The sequence below is a fragment of the Cyclobacterium xiamenense genome (assembly GCF_009467825.1).
Taxonomy (GTDB): Bacteria; Bacteroidota; Bacteroidia; order Cytophagales; family Cyclobacteriaceae; genus Cyclobacterium; species Cyclobacterium xiamenense.
This window is the reverse complement of record NZ_WIOK01000014.1, coordinates 67,664-85,312: the sequence shown is the minus strand read 5'-3', so window position 1 is coordinate 85,312 and position 17,649 is coordinate 67,664. Positions and strand designations below refer to the sequence as shown.

At 48.1% G+C, this 17,649-nt stretch carries 15 protein-coding genes and 1 tRNA gene; 9 read left to right on the top strand and 7 right to left on the bottom strand.

The window, feature by feature from the left end; all coding sequences use genetic code 11:
• Nucleotides 1-160 precede the first annotated feature (160 nt).
• Complete coding sequence (locus GCU44_RS12315) at nucleotides 161-649, bottom strand: DUF6508 domain-containing protein (protein WP_143057663.1); 489 nt, start codon at nucleotides 647-649, stop codon at nucleotides 161-163.
• A 283-nt stretch (nucleotides 650-932) separates the two neighbouring features.
• Between GCU44_RS12315 and ffh the strand changes: the two genes are divergently transcribed.
• Nucleotides 933-2,270 carry a signal recognition particle protein gene (gene ffh, locus GCU44_RS12310; protein WP_092176648.1) on the top strand — a complete coding sequence of 446 codons (1,338 nt, stop codon included), beginning with the start codon at nucleotides 933-935 and terminating at the stop codon, nucleotides 2,268-2,270.
• 243 nt (nucleotides 2,271-2,513) lie between these two features.
• Here ffh and GCU44_RS12305 read toward each other — a convergent pair whose 3' ends face one another.
• Nucleotides 2,514-3,578 carry an AI-2E family transporter gene (locus GCU44_RS12305; protein WP_154856669.1) on the bottom strand — a complete coding sequence of 355 codons (1,065 nt, stop codon included), beginning with the start codon at nucleotides 3,576-3,578 and terminating at the stop codon, nucleotides 2,514-2,516.
• 661 nt (nucleotides 3,579-4,239) lie between these two features.
• Between GCU44_RS12305 and GCU44_RS12300 the strand changes: the two genes are divergently transcribed.
• From GCU44_RS12300 to GCU44_RS12290, 3 genes are read left to right on the top strand one after another with little or no spacing between them, the layout of a single operon-like run.
• Nucleotides 4,240-5,646, top strand: a complete 1,407-nt coding sequence (locus GCU44_RS12300; RefSeq protein WP_241684931.1) for an MBOAT family O-acyltransferase — start codon at nucleotides 4,240-4,242, stop codon at nucleotides 5,644-5,646.
• 6 nt (nucleotides 5,647-5,652) lie between these two features.
• Nucleotides 5,653-6,591 (top strand): hypothetical protein, encoded by a 939-nt coding sequence (locus GCU44_RS12295; protein WP_154856668.1) that lies wholly within the window; start codon nucleotides 5,653-5,655, stop codon nucleotides 6,589-6,591.
• Nucleotides 6,588-7,307 (top strand): DUF4197 domain-containing protein, encoded by a 720-nt coding sequence (locus GCU44_RS12290; protein WP_154856667.1) that lies wholly within the window; start codon nucleotides 6,588-6,590, stop codon nucleotides 7,305-7,307. The genes GCU44_RS12295 and GCU44_RS12290 overlap by 4 nt, the downstream gene beginning before the upstream one ends.
• Before the next feature lie 14 nt (nucleotides 7,308-7,321).
• On the opposite strand, the gene GCU44_RS12285 is transcribed toward GCU44_RS12290, so the two are convergent.
• From GCU44_RS12285 to GCU44_RS12275, 3 genes are read right to left on the bottom strand one after another with little or no spacing between them, the layout of a single operon-like run.
• On the bottom strand, nucleotides 7,322-7,702 hold the full coding sequence (locus GCU44_RS12285; protein WP_154856666.1) for a hypothetical protein: 381 nt from the start codon (nucleotides 7,700-7,702) through the stop codon (nucleotides 7,322-7,324).
• 40 nt (nucleotides 7,703-7,742) lie between these two features.
• Nucleotides 7,743-8,075 carry a hypothetical protein gene (locus GCU44_RS12280; protein ID WP_154856665.1) on the bottom strand — a complete coding sequence of 111 codons (333 nt, stop codon included), beginning with the start codon at nucleotides 8,073-8,075 and terminating at the stop codon, nucleotides 7,743-7,745.
• Nucleotides 8,072-9,775: an asparagine synthase-related protein gene (locus tag GCU44_RS12275; RefSeq protein WP_154856664.1), complete on the bottom strand. Its 1,704-nt coding sequence runs from the start codon at nucleotides 9,773-9,775 to the stop codon at nucleotides 8,072-8,074. The genes GCU44_RS12280 and GCU44_RS12275 overlap by 4 nt, the downstream gene beginning before the upstream one ends.
• Nucleotides 9,776-10,903: 1,128 nt before the next feature.
• On the opposite strand from GCU44_RS12275, the gene GCU44_RS12270 reads away from it, so the two are divergent.
• Nucleotides 10,904-11,923, top strand: a complete 1,020-nt coding sequence (locus GCU44_RS12270; RefSeq protein WP_154856663.1) for an Lcl C-terminal domain-containing protein — start codon at nucleotides 10,904-10,906, stop codon at nucleotides 11,921-11,923.
• A 440-nt stretch (nucleotides 11,924-12,363) separates the two neighbouring features.
• Here GCU44_RS12270 and GCU44_RS12265 read toward each other — a convergent pair.
• Together GCU44_RS12265 and GCU44_RS12260 are read right to left on the bottom strand one after the other, a co-directional pair.
• A tRNA-Leu gene (locus GCU44_RS12265) sits at nucleotides 12,364-12,447 on the bottom strand.
• A gap of 166 nt (nucleotides 12,448-12,613) precedes the next feature.
• A complete protein-coding gene (locus GCU44_RS12260; RefSeq protein WP_154856662.1) occupies nucleotides 12,614-13,384 on the bottom strand; it encodes an SAM hydrolase/SAM-dependent halogenase family protein in 771 nt (256 codons plus the stop codon).
• A 101-nt stretch (nucleotides 13,385-13,485) separates the two neighbouring features.
• Between GCU44_RS12260 and GCU44_RS12255 the strand changes: the two genes are divergently transcribed.
• From GCU44_RS12255 to GCU44_RS12240, 4 genes are all read left to right on the top strand, one after another.
• Nucleotides 13,486-14,448 carry a PhoH family protein gene (locus tag GCU44_RS12255; protein ID WP_092176609.1) on the top strand — a complete coding sequence of 321 codons (963 nt, stop codon included), beginning with the start codon at nucleotides 13,486-13,488 and terminating at the stop codon, nucleotides 14,446-14,448.
• Entirely contained in the window at nucleotides 14,445-14,894 is a 450-nt protein-coding gene (locus GCU44_RS12250; RefSeq protein ID WP_154856661.1) for a GNAT family N-acetyltransferase, read from the top strand. Before GCU44_RS12255 ends, GCU44_RS12250 begins: the two co-directional genes overlap by 4 nt.
• Before the next feature lie 30 nt (nucleotides 14,895-14,924).
• A complete protein-coding gene (locus tag GCU44_RS12245) occupies nucleotides 14,925-15,491 on the top strand; it encodes a DUF3575 domain-containing protein (protein ID WP_154856660.1) in 567 nt (188 codons plus the stop codon).
• Between the two features lie 88 nt (nucleotides 15,492-15,579).
• Nucleotides 15,580-17,640: a ComEC/Rec2 family competence protein gene (locus tag GCU44_RS12240; RefSeq protein WP_154856659.1), complete on the top strand. Its 2,061-nt coding sequence runs from the start codon at nucleotides 15,580-15,582 to the stop codon at nucleotides 17,638-17,640.
• Nucleotides 17,641-17,649: the final 9 nt, after the last annotated feature.

Below are 17,649 nucleotides of genomic sequence, written 5' to 3'. Positions count from 1 at the left end.
TTTCTACCAGAAATCCGGCAAAATGATTGCGCCGTGCCTTGAAAAAGGCACGATCCTCCTGCGAATCGAATTTGGCTCAAAAAAGTAAAATTGGGGTGATTAAGCATTGAAAAAGTCGATCCGTAAGCAATTCGGTAGTTGTAGGGTAAATCTCGCAGCGTTAATCCAAAATTTCTGAATAGTTCCAAGAATTGATGCCGTCCACGGAATGGAGAATTGCTTTTAGCAGATTCAGCACAAATCGGTCTTTGATTTTGGACTCCAGAAATTCGGGGCCGTAGAGGGTTTGCGAACGAAGTAGTACGGTCATTACCTTGCCCAGCGTGACGGTGTCCAATTCGTACAGGTTGCTGGCGTCTTTGTAATACCGCTCGGCCTCACTCTTCCAGGCCATCCAGTCAAATAAGGGGACCAGGCGAAGTTTGAGTATGGCATCCAGCAAGCGAACATGGATCCCCGACAAGCCCAGGGTACGAAGCGATAATTCGCTGAGATCCTGTGTGCCCAGTAGCTTTTCGGCCTTGTAAAACTTTAGTTCCATTTCGTGAACCAGTTCAATTATTGGCACCAGCTTTTTCCTGTCCAGGGAGTTGCAGTGGTCTGAAAAATTCCCCAGGGGAATAAACAGCGGAATTTGGTCTTTCATCATCGTTTTTTGGTTTTTGGTTAAATAAATACGAATTTTCTGGTAAGCGCTTGAAAATGATTTATTTGAGCGTGTAAGTAACAACTTTTTTTTCATCAAAAAAATACCCCGATCGGGGTATTTTTGTATATTAAATACACCTTTTTGTCTTTTTTTGGTAACAAAAGTTAGTAGAAATCCCCGCAATTCCAAAAAATAAGGCATTTATCTTTGCCCGAATACTTTCTTCGGATACCTGACAAGCTTAAAAAAAAAACGTATTTTTGTTCTTCCAAAAGAAAAAAACATGTTTGACAATCTGAGTTATAAATTAGACAGAGCGTTTAAAACCCTGAAGGGAACGGGCAAAATCACGGAAATAAACGTGGCCACTACGGTAAAAGAAATCCGCAGAGCCCTGATCGATGCAGACGTGAACTACAAGGTAGCCAAGGAAGTTACCGACAAAATCAAAGAGGAAGCCCTGGGCAGGGACGTACTGATCGCTGTTTCTCCGGGACAGCTTTTGGTAAAGATTACCCAGGAGGAGCTCACCCAACTGATGGGGGGTAGCAAGGAAGAAATCAGCATCAAAGGTGATCCGGCTGTGATTCTCATCTCCGGGTTGCAGGGATCGGGTAAAACGACTTTTTCAGGCAAACTGGGTGCTTACCTCAAAAAGCAAGGCCGACAGGTGCTGCTCGTGGGCTGCGACGTGTACCGTCCGGCTGCCGTGGAGCAGCTGAAGACGCTGGGTAGCCAAATAGGAATCGAGGTGTATGCCGAGCCGGGCAATCAGAATGCCCTTCAGATCGCACAAAACGCCATCGAATTTGCCAAAAAATCCGGAAAGAAAACGGTGATTATTGATACGGCAGGCCGTCTTGCCGTGGATGAGGCCATGATGAACGAGATTTCTTCGTTGAAAGAAACGCTCAACCCTTCGGAGACACTTTTTGTGGTCGACTCCATGACCGGTCAGGATGCGGTCAACACCGCCAAAACCTTCGATGAGCGCCTTGACTTTGACGGGGTGGTACTTACCAAACTGGACGGGGATAGCCGTGGTGGGGCCGCCATTTCCATTCGTCACGTGGTCAATAAACCCATCAAGTTTATTTCCACCGGGGAGAAGATGGAAAACCTGGACCTGTTTTATCCCGACCGGATGGCGCAGCGTATTCTGGGAATGGGAGACGTGGTGTCCCTGGTAGAAAAGGCCCAGCAATCCTTTGACGAGGACGAAGCAAAACGGCTAAATGCAAAAATCAGAAAAAATCAGTTCGATTTTGACGATTTTCTCTCCCAGCTGGAGCAGATAAAAAAGATGGGCAATATCAAGGATCTCCTGGGAATGATTCCCGGGATGGGCAAAGCCATTAAAGGACTGGATATTGACGACGAGTCTTTTATTCCCATCGAGGCGATCATCCGCAGCATGACTCCTCAGGAGCGGGGCAATCCCTCCCTGATCGATGGCAGCCGGAGGAAGCGCATTGCCAAAGGAAGCGGACGCAGTGTACAAGAGGTCAATAACCTAATGAAGCAATTTTCGGACATGCGCAAGATGATGAAGCAAATGAATAAAATGGGCGGTGCCCAAAAGGCACTGGGAGCCATGAGTGGCAATATGAGGCGAAGGTAGGCAGCTGCTGGTACCCCATTGTATACCCCCAGTTTTTTTCTTATCAGCTCCGACTACCGAAACAGCCGATTAGTAAGGCAATTTCGGGAAACGTACACATCGTATTTCGTTGCCTGGAACACTTCGGCCCGAGCTCAGCCGTTGCGCAAGCGCCAGGGTTGAGGGATGGGTGGGGTCAGGGCCAAAGGAGTCGGGGAAAACAGTCGGTGACCAATCCCATGTTTCCGAAAAAACCGAGACTGGCTACGTTTTTTTGGGCTTGTCATTGAACGCATCCTGCCCGATCAACATGGCCAGGGGCTGCAGGGGCACATAGCTTTCACAAATGGCCTTTAGCATGGCGGCAAATGGCAGAAACAACACCATCCCCGCCACACCCCAGACCGATGCCCCAATGATAAGGCTCAGAATGGCTGCAAATGCATTGACATTTACGCTATTCCCTACCACCTTTGGGCTCAGAAAGTTACTTTCAATCACCTGAATCAGCCAAAACATGGCCGCTACAGCCAGAGGTACCCAAAGCTCGTCTTTGGACATAAACGCATAAAGCACCGGTATGCTTGCGCCAATGGTGGTTCCGATATAGGGGATAATGGATAGCGTGGCAGCTAAAAAACCAAACAGAAATGGGTTGTCCAGTCCGATGATCCACAATCCGGCACTGTTGGCCAGACCCAGAATCAAGATTAAGGTTAACATCCCCGAAAGGTATTTTTGCCCCACCTGCTGTATGTTTTTTAGCATGGTGAGGTACTGGTTCTTTTTATCGTCCGGACCAAATTTAACAAAGGCATTGACCAGCCCCTGTTTGTAAATCAAAAATAGAAAGGAATAAATAATCATGGTAAACATGCCGGTGAAAAAGCTGGCGGTGCTGCTAAACGTTTTTCCAAGCAGTCCGGCCCCTGCATCCTTCAGCCAGGTCTTTCCATCTTCCAGCAGGGCATCTTTTTCTAAATTGCCTAAAAAGCTAAAATTTTCGTTCAGAAAGACAACGGTGTCGGTGAAAATGTTCATTAATTTATCACCAAAATCCGTTAGTTGATCCGACAGGGAAAGGATTTCTGCAGAAAAGAACGCCAAGATACCGATGAGGATCAGAAAGAAGAGCACCAACACGGTTAGGGCAGCCCCAATATTACCAAATTTCTTTTCCCGTAATTTTTTATGCACGGGGTGTAAAATGAAGGAAAGCAACAAGGCCAACCCCAGGGGGATGAGGATGGATTTGGCAAGGATAAGGGCTGCAATAAGCAGAAATGTAAAGGCCAGCGTGAAAAACAAATGTTGAAAGGAGAGTTGCATGGGTTGAGCCTGGGTTAGCGTTTTTACTGGATTATTGGAGAAGCGAATCGATTTTTTTTAAAAACAGTACAATCGTTGTGCCGCATTGATTGAAAAGGCAGGATTTCTGTCGCTGCGATGGAGTGCACCGGCAAATGAAGGGATGCGTTTTGTTCGTTCATTGGTTTAAGATACAGAAAAATTAGCTGTGTTGGAAAGAAGTACCTGCGTAACCCGCGATTTTCAGATAAAATTGCACGATTTGCGGGTGCCATTACTTTCCACATCATCCGGGTATACCCTCCACCCAAATCTCACCTGCAAAGGTTCTTCCCAGGTACTGATGGGCACATCCGTCAACTGAACGGTGGTGTATCGGTACCGAAAATGCAGTGCATGGGGAAAATGACATCCAATCCGGGAATTTTTTTGAACGGATGATTCAGTGTTTTGCCCGGATCGACTACCCGGTTCTACGGGTGGGCGTTGCGGTTCTCCGCGGAGGGGAGCAGTAAAAGTTAACAAGTGCCTAAGCCACCGGTATTCCGGGTCATCGCCGGCATACCCCATTCCATGGCCCATCCAGTAGCGCCTTATTTTGGAAAAAAAAAACGCAGGATACTTTCGATTTCAGCAGGTTTCCGGGGATTTTTTGGTCAAAATAAAACAAACAAGTGTATATTTGAGTGATAATGCTTTTTTAGCCATGCTATTTAATTCTTTTGTTTTTCTGTTTGTTTTTTTGCCAGTGGTGCTTGCGGGGTTTTACGGGTTGGGGTCGAAAATCAGAAATTCCTACATCGTTTGCTGGCTCTTTCTGTGTTCCCTTTTCTTTTACGGATGGTGGAAACCCAGTTATTTAATCCTGATAGGCATTTCCATTGTACTCAATTACTTCATCAGCAAACAAGCAGGGAAAGGCAAAAAGTCATTTTTGGTAGCCGGCATCACCTTTAACCTACTAATCCTTTTTTTCTACAAATACGCCGATTTTGTTATTTTCAATATCAATGTGCTATCCCATTCCTCCATTTCTTACCTGGATTGGGCGCTTCCCCTGGGCATCTCGTTTTATACGTTTCAGCAGATTGCCTATCTGGTGGATTGCTACAAAGGGGTCCGGATCGAGACGAACTTTGTCTCCTACGGCTTGTTTGTTTCCTTTTTTCCCCAGCTGATTGCGGGGCCCATTGTGCATCACAAAGAGATGATGACACAATTTCGCAACCCGTTTTTAACCCGAGCCAACTACCAAAACCTTTCCCGAGGTTTTTTTATTTTTATGATGGGGCTGGCAAAAAAAGTGGTGCTTGCCGATAGCTTTGGCCTTGTGGCAGATAAGGGCTATGGGAACATTGGCCTCCTGGGAGCACAAGACGCCTGGATTACCTCGCTTTCCTATTCCTTCCAGCTGTACTTTGACTTTAGCGGTTATTCCTCCATGGCGATCGGTTTGGGCTTGCTATTTAACATCCAACTGCCGCAAAACTTCAATTCCCCCTACCGGTCGGCCACCATACAGGAGTTTTGGAGAAATTGGCACATTACGCTGAGCCGGTTTTTGCGGGATTATGTGTACATTCCCCTGGGTGGCAACAAAGTGAGTCCGGGTAGGACCAATGCCAATTTGATGATTACCTTCCTACTGGGGGGAATCTGGCACGGGGCGGGCTGGACGTTTATCGTCTGGGGCCTGCTGCATGGGGCCGCCCTGGTGGTTCACCGGTATTGGAAAAAAGTCGGTGTTGAGATTCCTGCCTTTTTTGCCATTCTGATCACCTTTTTTTTCGTGAACCTGACCTGGGTGTTTTTCCGGGCCGAAAACTTCCAGGATGCGCTGGGCCTGCTTTCTGCCATGTTTCACTTTTCCAATGGCGGTGCTCCGGATTTTTTCCTGGTGGGTAACCTGCATAACTTACCTATTTGGATCGCAGGAGTGGTGCTACTTTTTTTACCAAACGACATGCAACTGGGCCGTCAAATGAAACCTACACCCGGTTACGGCATTGCGACGGTACTCTTGTTTTTGTTGAACATGATTTTCCTTAACTCCGTTGTGCAGACGGACTTTCTGTATTTTGATTTCTAAGTTACCATGGACAAGGCATTTCACCGGTTTTTTAAGCGTATCATCCCTTCCTGTTTTCTGGCAGTGGCCGGATTCGTGCTGCTTGCCGCCTGGCTGGATGTGTTTGGGCTGTTTGGAATGACCCAACGCACCCGGGTGTATGGGGAAGAACGAATCTCTAAGTACCTGATGGCCTTTCGGTACATTCCCGAAAACTTCGACGGCATTATTCTGGGTCCCTCGCTTTCGGCCAACCTTAACCCTGCACCAATCAGCGATGTACGGTACTTTAATGCGAGTCTGATGGGGGCACGCATCCAAACGATGGTTCCCTTACTCGAACAGGTACTCGCTTCCGATCACCGGATGCGAAAGGCATGGATCTGCCTGCACCCCTACATGACCCAACAGGAGGGGGTAGAGCAGCACACCTTGATGAGACCAAGTTCCTATTGGAGCGCATTTGGGTCCATTCACTTGCTGCGAGTGTATGGCTTTGCGCTGCTCCGGTGGCTGCGGCTGGCTCCCGGCAAATACCCGCCCAATCAATACCTGGAAAATGGAACCAATCAATTTGAACCCTTATTTCGGGTACCCGATGTGGCCGCCAAAATCGAAGCAGAGAAAGCATTGGTAAATGCCGGGGATTTCGAAATTTCGCCGGTGGCGGAACAGGCATTGAATCGCCTCTGGCAACTACTGGATTCCCATCACATAGAAACCACGGTATATTTTCATCCGGTGCCCTTGCCGATTCGTGCCGCGCATGCGGAGAGGTTTCGCAGGTACTGGGAGGAAATAAAAGCCAGCTACCCTGCGGAAAGCTCCCGGATTATTTTTGAAAATTTCAACCAACCGAAGTACGATTTCTTTTCTTCGGACACAACAAACTACATCGATCACGGTCATTTGAGCACGAAAGGTCAGAAACGTTTGTTAGAAGAACTAAACCGAATTAGTCGATGAGAAAATTGAAAATAGTATGCATGGCATGCCTGTTTGTGTTTGCCGCAGGCTGTACGGCCTCAGAGGTCAACCGCTTTATCCAGGGGGCTACCGAAGCCAGTCTGACCGAGCAGGATGTGGGCAATGGCCTTAAAGAAGCCCTCGTAAAAGGGATAGTTACAGGCAGCGACCGGGCCTCACAGGTGGACGGTTTTTTTGCCAACGAGCTGATCCGGATCGCCCTGCCGGAGGATGTCCAACGGGTGGAGTCTACGTTGCGGCGATTGGGGCTGGGGGCCGAAGTGGACCGGGTGCTGTTGACGATCAACCGTGGCGCCGAAGCCGCCGCAAAAGAAGCCAGGCCTTTGTTTGTAGATGCCATCCGCCAGCTCACCGTGCAGGATGCCTGGGAGCTACTAAACGGTGGCGAGGACGCGGCTACCCGGTATTTGCAGGGGAAGACCTCAGAAAAATTGACCGGATTGTTTGCGCCGCATATCGAAGAGGCGCTGGATGAGGTCGGCGCTACCCGCTATTACGGGGATTTGGTTTCGGCGTACAATACCTTTCCAACTACCTCCCGGAAATTAGATCCCGACTTGCAGGGATACGTGACGGAGCAGGCGATTTCGGGCTTGTTCGTCCTGATTGCGCAAGAGGAAAAAGCCATTCGGGAAAATCCTGCGGAGCGGACCACGGCCTTGCTGCGTCGGGTATTCGCCGCCCAGGATAATTGAGTAGCCCTGCTCCCTCAGGAAAGCACCAGGGAGGCTTTCATCAGGCGGGTGGCCAGGTCCTGTAGGGCATTTTCGATCGTTTCGGCTTCTTCCCGAACCGGTTTTTGGGTACCGGCGGCGAATGCCTGCAACTTTCCTGTATCGATAGCAGCCAACTTTGCCAGTTCGTCCAGATCCAATACCTTGAAAGCCTCAAAAAAGGCCGGACAGTGAAAATAGTGGTTGAACGTGACGGCATTTGGATTCATGCCTTCAAATTCCGCCAGCAGTTTTTTTACCTGTGTTTCCAGTCCCGGAATGCTGGCTGCCGATTGGGTAAGGCGGTTGTCGTTGTAGGTCAGGCTACCGGTGTAGGTCGCATTTTCCTTGGTAATTACCAGATCGAGTGTACGCATGGTTCGTTTTGTTTTTTTTCGTCAAAGCACAGTAGGAAATTCAACGTACGGAAAACGTGTTGAATAAACAGGCATTGTGGAGGAAAAGCGGTGATAGGATCTGCAATGCTTCCAGCGACCGAATCGCTTGCGGATAGGGGTTTCCGCCAAAAAATACGACGTTTCGTCCATTGCAAGCAGAGCCAAAACTCAGGAAAAGCCATTCTTTTATTGGCTTTCCCAAGAGCGTGCCCGTCCAAAGACGGCTTTCGCTACATAAATGATCCGTAGTGTCTGGCGTCGAGATGCAGGTGGTGGTTTCTTGTACCGAATGCAGGGTGTTTTGAATGCGGGTCGCATTCAGCGGAAAGCGTGCTATCGGGTTGTGAATCATTTCTTAGTTACGATGGCACTGACCAGTAGGGCAGTTGCGATCAATGACAATTGACCCAAGCTGTAGTCATTGATCTTTTTTCGAACCACTTTCATGTCAATCGGTACCTCATTTGATTCCCATTCCAGGATGAGGTTTTTGTAGAGCGAGACGGTTTTCGAAGCCTTTCTTCCCTCAAATAGGGCTTTGAGTTGTTCCTTGCGCTTTCTGCTTAGCAGCGCGTTGGCCTTATTTTTTACAAACCGGTAAAAATTTTTACTTACGGAAACGTTTCCACTGGAATAATTTTCGTCCCGGATTGCGGCTACCTGTTCGTTGAGCTTCGCAATAAAGCGCCTGTAGAAGTCGTCGTTTATCTTTACGTCCCGATCGATTTTGCTCATGATACCGAAAAAAGGCCTACTTAAAAAGGGCGTGGTCGCCCAGAAAAAGCGCCTGTTTCTATCTTCTCCCTCAAAGATATACCGCTTCATCCGGCAGGTTAGCAGAAAATACGCGTGTTTGTCCCCACTGTTTTTGCCTGGAAAATCTGATAAGGTTTGGTAGATAGAATCGGAAAGTTGTTTTTCATCAATTCCGGTCAATCTGGCCGCTTCGACTAGTGGAAACTCGTAATTCTCCCGAAGAATTAGCTCAACCAACTTTTTGTTGTCCGAATACCTGATGTTGTTTGTTAAATCGGGAAACACTTTATCCCCTCCGTCGCCGGTAAAAAAAGTAATGTTCCCACCGTATCGATCAAATACTTTTCGGCAAAATTGGTTCAAATAATAGTACCGCGTGGGTTGGATTCCCATTTTAAACCGGATGGTTTCGGCAATGTCCTCCCTGAAATTGGCGGTATTTAAACTGATTTTTTGCCAGTCGAGCTGCAAGCTAGCTGCAATTTCCTGGGCAATCACCACATCGGTAGTAGCCGATTTTTCCTCATCTTCAAATGTAACTCCCGTAACCCGCGCTCCTCCCTTGTGCAGTCCGGCGGCTACCGATCGAGAATCCATACCGCCACTAAGTGAGAGGATGTTTTGTGCCGTAGCTCGTTGCTTGCACGCGGTAAGGAATACCGAGGCCATGCCATCCAAAGCAACTTCATCTACCTGGGAAATTGATTTGGCAGAAAAATCATAGGAATAACTCCTTTTTGTGGCGGTGATCTTGCCTGCCTTTACATCCACAAGCAGTTTTTCGTGGAGTTGGAGGTGGAAGACCTGATCAAAAAGCGTATGGGTGGACAGGTTGTAGTCAAAAACGAGGAATTCGGCGAGGTGTAGCGGATTTATTGGCGCCTGTAAATACCCTTGCACAAATCCGATATCCCGCGATACGATCCATCTTCCGTTGCGGCTGCCGTGGTAAAGGGGCAGGCGATTCAGGTGATCCCCAAACACCTTTAGGGTATGGGATGGGAGATCTAGTACATACAGGTAAAACTCCCCATCCGTATCAAAAAGGTATTTCTCAAGTTCATCCTCAGAGCTTAGTAGTTGCTGAATACTGTCGAACAGGGCCGAAGTGGACCGATCGTAGACCTTTCCCTCCAAAACCAGGACCGTATCCGGCGCCGTACTGCGAATGCTGTAGGGATATTCGTAGGTGCTGTTTACCGTTACGACCAATTGTTCATTGGAAAACAACACGGTATGTGAGGAAGCGGAATTTTCCCATCCGTCTTCGTGTGAAAATAAAGATAATCCGAGCATAATTGGAAAAAGGTGAACCAGTAGCGGTGCTAGAAAATTTAATTTGATTCGTTTGAAAATGTTTTTAAAGGTATAAAAATGTATTTTAAATTCAAAAAAAAGAATGTAAAATGATTATTTTTTAAGGTAAAGACAGCAAGCCTTCCGGAAAAATGGCATGCATTGCGTGCTGAAAACAGGTAGCTCTTTTCTCTCAGGATACAAATGATTGAATAGGGTTCTCCGGAGGAATGCGTATCCAAGGAATCGTATCCCTGCCTGACATATACAGACGATTTCGCTGCGGACAATGATCCGTAAATCTCTTATTTAGGGTTTTTGACTTCGTTCCACACGTTGCGTCTCCTATTTTCGTTTTTATGAGACGCTATGGAATTTGTGTCTCATCCATAAGACACAACTATCGGCAATGGAATGGTCAAAGGGAAAAAGTACGATAAAGAAAGTAAGCGAAAAATTTTGGGGTATTATCCGAAACACGAACTGCTCGCCTCCCATGCCTGCAGGCGTTCTTTTGCTTTTATAGGGGTTTTGTTTTAATTTTTGACCCTATTTGACAAGAAACCCACCACTATTCCGGAACAAATTGACATCCTCAGATCCCCCGGGGTTTAATCACTGAATCCGAATCGGAAGCCAGACATTACTTATCCCATATCAGTTACTACCGGCTGGGGGAGTATTGGCATTCGATGCAGGTCGATAGGCAAACAAAATTTCTTAGAAAATGTCACTTTTACTTATGCAGTAGCTGAACCCTCTAGTTGCTCCCAACGATCTTACCCTTCGATAGAATACCGTAATTAGCTGACATTAATCATTTTAAAAAGAGAGCAAGGTCATTCACCCTATTTTTTTGAGTAAGTAAATTTACCTGCATGTATCTATCGATGCGGGTACAGTATCGTTCCTTTATCCTTATTTCATTGATCTTTCCAATTTTGGATCTGGCTCCCTTCTAGGGTAGCAGTCAACAAAAAGTCGAGAAGCAACTAGCGAAAGCCATTCGGCTGACAACTGAATGTGACAAATAAAAGCATTAAAAAGTGGAATCCAGAAACCACGCTAAAAAACGGGGCATGTTCCGAAAAGCCTTACGAGTAGGAAAATTTGAAAACCTGATGTGGTATGAAAAATTATCTTCGGAGTAAATTGAACACCTTTATGATGTTGTTTGCGGCGGCTGGCGTGATGAATTCCTGCAGTTTGGAAACTATTTCAGAGGATTTGCAAAATGCGCAAACGATGTCAAACACCGATTTGGAAAACGCGCCAATTCTGATGGCACCGGCTGGGTCCTGTGAGGATGATTGTATTGAACCGGGAAGTGAAATGTACTTCCCTGTTTACGACATGGCTTCGGGAAGTGCGGGTCCAAACACAAAATCGGTCAGCTACAAAGCCTACAATACGGAAACCGATTTTGTAGTAGAAGTTACGTATGCGATCACTGCCGGACGATCAAGGGCAAAAGCTAGGATTACGATTGCTATTGATGGCGTTGGGGTGAATCATACAAGTGTGGCCTCAGGCAGAACGGTTAAACATTCGGTACCGCTTCCCGAAGACTGGAACGGATGCGATGAGCTTGCCTTCAGCATTGAACAGAAGGGATTAGGTACTCCAATCATTTTTAACGAAACCTATTCTTTAATCCCCGTTTGTTCGGAAGTACTAGAAATAGGTAGGAAATATCAGGGAGGTATCATCGCCTATATCTTACAGCCCGGTGACCCGGGCTATGAGGAAAACGAAACCCATGGGATAATCGCTGCTCCAAGTGATCAAGGTAGCGCAGCCTGGGAAATCGTAGGCGGCAGAACAGGGGCGACAGCCACAGCTTTGGGCACAGGGCAGGCAAATACAATAGCCATTGTTAATAACCATGGACCGGGAAGCTATGCTGCTCAACTCTGTAATGATTTGGAATTAGGAGGTTACAGTGATTGGTATTTACCCAGCAAAGACGAGTTGAGCAAGTTATATCTAAATAAAGATGCGGTTGGGGGTTTTGCCAATTTTCTCTATTGGAGTTCCAGCGAGGCCAGCTTAAACCTGGCCTGGAATCAGGACTTCACCGGTGGAGCCCAGAACGCCAACTCTAAGTTTCTCGACTTCTTCTTTGTTCGTGCGGTTAGGAATTTTTAACTAGTTATCGAATTAACATTTTATCCGTTAAGCAATAGATTTTTGAAAACCTGGCGAGGGGAAAATCCTTGTCAGGTTTTTTGCAGCGATACAGCAGAAAATACCGCTTGTCTATATTATCTACACCTGCATGATAGAACCCCCTGCATGATTAACGCTCAACTTAATTGCCAAAAAACGCAAAAACCCCTTCAAAATCGCTTCTGAAGGGGTTCTATGTACCCAGGGCCGGAGTCCCCGATTCCGCTGCGCTGCATCGGGATAAACTTCTCCTCCGGCATTTGAAATCAAAAAAGCCCCTTCAAAAAATTGAAAGGGCTTTTAAATATGTACCCAGGGCCGGAGTTCCCGATTCCGCTGCGCTGCATCGGGATAAACTTCTCCTCCGGCATTATAAAACGAAAAAGGCTCCTTCTTTCCAAGAAGGAGCCTTTAAAATGTACCCAGAGCCGGAGTCGAACCGGCACGAGTGTTACCTCATTGGTGTTTGAGACCAACGCGTCTACCAATTCCGCCACCTGGGCAGGTGACTCAAATCCCGTTCCTTGCTGAACGGGTTGCAAATATGAGCAAAGAATTTTTCTCAAACAATACTTTTGCATCCCACGACCGGCATTTTTTTTCCCTTTTTGCACGAAAAACAGGCCCATTTCCGCCGCGCTCCGGCCCATTTTCTTCGCAATCAATTCCTTAGCTATCGAAATTGATGTAAATGGCGCTGTCGTATTTCAAGCCCAATAAATCCGCACCGTGACCGTGATTGATGCCAATTTCCAACAAACCCAGGCTGTTGAAAAAGGCCCAGCAATCGCCGGGTTCCACCTCGTCGTAATTCTGCTGGATCGATTCCAACGTCTCCCGACCAAAGGCAATCTGAAACTTTCCGGGATTTAATTTGTCGAATACATCCCGCGGTATATTGGTAATCAGGTTTCCGTAATGGTCGACTCGCAATACATAGCCCACAATCTGTTTCTTGCTGGCCTTGAATTGCCGCCCCATCATTTTTTTGATTGCGGGCAAAGGACCGCCAAAATCATGGATGGCGGCCCCACTGGCCACCTTGGCAGCGATGGGCGCCAGAATATCCTTTGCCGGAAAGCTGCTGTTCCGGATATGAATGTCGGAAAATTTGACCACAATGCCCGGGTCATTATCGGCCAACATGCTCAGTACGCCGTTGTTCGGACCGATGAAAACATGCTCGTTTAATTTGATCCCTATGTACCCATCCGTAATATTGCTGGTCGCATTTAAGGCCACCAGGTGAACAGTGCCCTTCGGAAATTCGTTATAGCTTGCACGGAGTACGAATGCCGCGTGCGCAATGTCGTAAATGGCAATTTCGTGGCTGATGTCCACAATGGACAATTGGGGATTAATCGATAACATCTTTGCTTTTACCACCGGTACGTAGTAATCTGCGTTACCAAAATCAGAGATGAATGTTACCAAAGCCATACAAGCAAGTCAATTAAAAATTCGTACTTTTGTGTTACGTTTAAACAAAAATAGGCATTTTAAATTAGTTTTTTGAATTCGGTAAAACAGAAGAAAAGATATTGGTAGAAAAAGTCATTACATTGGAAAACATTTCCCTCCTGGACTTCCTGGGATCGGAAAATGAAAACATCCGGCAAATATCAGCTGCTTTTCCCCAGAGCAAGATAGTCTCCAGAGGAAATGAAATCCGGATCAAAGGACAAGCCCCCGAAATCCTTAAAATCAATGATATTCTTAACATGCTGCTGGAACACTTCAGTCGCTTCGGGCAGGTGACGCCGGATAATGTGAAGGAATACATTGCCCTGGAAGGTACGCCCTCCGGACCATCGGATGCGAAAAATGACATTATCCTGTATGGGAACAAAGGACTGGTGGTGCGGCCGAAGTCCTCCAATCAAAAAAAATTGGTGGATGCTGCGTTTGCCAACGACCTGGTCTTTGCCCTGGGACCGGCCGGTACGGGTAAGACCTACATCGCCGTGGCCCTGGCCGTTCGTGCACTCAAAAATCGCGAGGTAAAACGCATCATCATCACCCGCCCCGCCGTAGAAGCCGGCGAAAACCTGGGATTTTTACCGGGTGATCTGCAAGAAAAACTGGACCCCTACCTGCGCCCCATTTACGATGCGCTGGGAGACATGGTCCCCTCGGAAAAATTACGCTTTTACCAGGAAAACCGCGTCATCGAAATTGCACCCCTGGCGTACATGCGCGGAAGAACGCTGCACGACGCCTTTATCTTGCTGGATGAAGCACAAAATACCACCAGCGAACAGATAAAAATGTTCCTGACCCGCATGGGCCCCAACTCCAAAGTGATCATCACCGGGGATCAATCACAGGTGGACCTGCCCCCCAAACAAAAGTCGGGCCTTCGGGAATCCTTGCGCATCCTAAAGGACGTCAAAGGTATCGGCGTGGTACACCTATCGGGCAGGGACGTGGTTCGCCACCGACTGGTCAAGTCCATCATCGATGCCTACGAAAAAAACGAAGTGGAAATAAAGCAACCCCAATGAAGCTCTCGGTAAAAAAAATTGCAGATGCCGGCACGCTACAAAAGGCGTTCCGCATCCGGGAAGAAGTATTCGTTCGCGAACAAGCCGTCGATCCAAAGGAAGAATACGATTCCTTTGAAGAGGAAGCGAGCCAATTTATCGCCTATGCCGGCGTGCAGGAAGTGGGTACGGGCAGATGGCGCTTCACAAAAAATGGCATCAAACTTGAGCGGTTTGCTGTACTAAAGCCCTTCAGAGGTAGGGGTGTCGGTCAAGCGCTTGTAAAAGCGGTGTTGGACGATATCCAGGATCATCCCGAAAGCGCCGGTAAAACCATCTACCTGCACGGACAAGTCACGGCGATGGGATTGTATGAGAAATTCGGTTTTCAGAAATCCGGTCCGCTATTCGTCGAGTGCGGAATCGATCACTACCTCATGGAACGAAGGGCCAATCCTGTACGTTGACCGTACAGCCAAACCCTTTGATTCTGTATTATGAGAAATTCATTTTGTCACCTGTGTTTTTGTTTAAGTTTTTTGTGCCTGGTTGGGGCCGTTCATGCGCAGCCGACACCGCCCAGGCAGTGGAATGCGAACGAAGGCAAACTCAATATTGCCAACACCATTGCGATTGGTTCCGTGGAACTCGGCTACGAGCGGTTTCTGGACCAAAATCAGTCCCTGGGCCTGGAGTTGCTGTTGATGGACAGGTTTTCGTACGTGTCGGAAAGCGGCAGTGGGGAGGAATTCAACCTGACCAGTATGGCGCTTTCGTACACGTATTATTTTGTCTCTCCGGCAAATCCCTCCGGCTTTTACGTATTCCCTTTCACGAAATTCAGAACAGGCACGTTCACGGAAACGAACCCGGAGAATGGGCTGCAGGAGATCGACATGGACGGCCTACTCATCGGGTTTGGGGCCGGGTACAAATGGGTTCACAAGGATAAATTTGCCCTGGGTCCCTATGTAAACATCGCGCGGGGATTCAACGAGCAGGTAAGCGAACGTTTCCATCCCGTGGAATTTAACGCCGGTTTTAGCATCGGATTCCGCTTCTAAGAAAGAGCGTCGTTTTTTTTTTACTTCCCTGAAATTCAGGTCACTGTATTGTTTTTTTGTCCGAAAGTGCCTACCTTAAGTTCTACGTTTGCACAAAGGACTGCCGGTCGTTTGCTCCGGCGGAAAAGAAACGAACCGCTACGTTTTTGGGTCCACTTTTTTTGGGTTGATGAAATTCAATGAATTCCCTTTCCTCCGGTATACGGCGTTCTTTATCCTGGGAGTGCTGGTGTATCCATCTATCGGTCAAAATGTTACGCCGCGTACTTTCCTTACCTGCCTGGTGCTGGGAACGGTGCTGTATGGCGTGTTGGCGCTGGTTTATTTCCCCAAAATTCGGCGGACATACCTCCAGCTCATCCCGTTTCTGGCCTATACCAACCTTATCGTCATGGGAATGTACTGTGCCTCCCTCCGGGATGTGAGCCATGACCCACAGCACCTGCTGCAGTTTTCCGGAATAGAGGCCTATCTGGTAGCGGTCAGGGAAACGGATCAGCAAAAGCCGAAAAGTGTGGCCAATTTGGTGGAAGTATATGCGGTACGCACTGCCGATGGCTGGCGAGAAGCAAGGGGAAAGGTACAGGTGTACCACCGATCTCCCAGTCCCCTGTTGCCCGGATCGGTCCTGCTTATCCGGGGCTTTCCCCAACGAATTGCACCGGCAAAAAATCCAGAGGCCTTTGATTACGCCGCGTTTATGGCCCGGAAGCAAATCTATTTCAGCCATTTTATAGGGACGGATTTTAGGCTGCTGCAGGCCGGAAATTTGGCTCACTGGCAGGCGGGGATCCTCTGGCTACGCCAGCACCTCGAACAACAGGTGGATCGGTACATCACTACCGATGCCTCTGCCCAAATTGCAAAAGCCCTGCTGCTGGGTCAAAAAAAAGACCTGGACGAGGAGACCGGGGAGGCCTATGCCACCGCAGGAGCCATGCACATTTTGGCTGTTTCGGGCTTGCACGTAGGCATCATTTATGGATTTATTTTTTTGTTTTTCAAACCCCAGCGGGCCGGGCGCTACCAGCGAATCGTCCTCCTTGGCGCCGTTATCCTGCTTATTTGGCTGTATGCCGCCATTACGGGGCTTTCTCCCTCGGTGCTTCGGGCCGCTGCCATGTTTACATTTATTTCCCTGGCACAGATGAAGTCCCGAAATCCTTCCATTTTTAATCCCCTGGCCCTTTCGGCCATGCTGCTTTTGGTATACGATCCCTTTCTGATATACGCCGTGGGATTTCAGTTGAGTTACATGGCCTTGCTGGGTATCCTGCTGTTTCAGCCGATGATTCGGTCCTTATGGCATCCCGATGCCCGATGGCTGAGCTACCTGTGGGACATCAGCAGCGTGGGCATGGCAGCTCAGCTGGCTACCTTCCCCTTGTCTATCTACTATTTTCATGCCTTTCCCACCTATTTTTTCCTCTCCAATTTGGTGGCGATTCCGGGTGCGTTTTTAATCATGGCGCTTGGATTGCCTTTTTTATTGCTGTCCTCTTTTCCCATTATTGCCGGATTTCTCGGCGAATTGGTCAACAAAGCCATCTGGCTGGTCAACCAAAGCATTTTTAGCTTTCAGCGCTTGCCCTACGCTAAAATCGATTTTCTCCATTTTAGCCTTCCTCAAATGCTGCTGATCTGGATGGGCTTGTTTTTTGCGTACCTGCTGGTATCCCAGCGAAAAAAAAAGCACTACTACCTGACCCTGTTGGTGCTGCTCCTTCTGGGCGCCTACCGGATCGGTGAAACCTGGCAAAAGGCCAGCCAACATTACCTGCTCGTCTACCGGGTGGGGCAGGGGCTGGCGGTCGACTATACCTTCCGGGGGCAATTGTACAGTACGCTTTCGCAGGTGTCCGCCGAGGATTTTACCTATCAGGTGCTTCCCCACCGGATCAAACAGACCGGTATACGGGCCGGAAAACTCCTGGCCAGGGACCTGGGGAAGCTGATTCGGCTGGAATTGCCGGATGGGAAAAAGCTAGATCTGGAAAAACGTTCCTGGCGTCCCCTTACTGCAGGGAGCTATCGGCTGTATTTCTGGCAAGAGGGGCGGTGGCAGCTGCACGAGCCCTCCGCTTCGGACCTTTCCCTACCGCAGGCGGCGATGAAAATTACCTTTCCCAGTTTGTCAAACCCGTTCTGATAGGCAGAC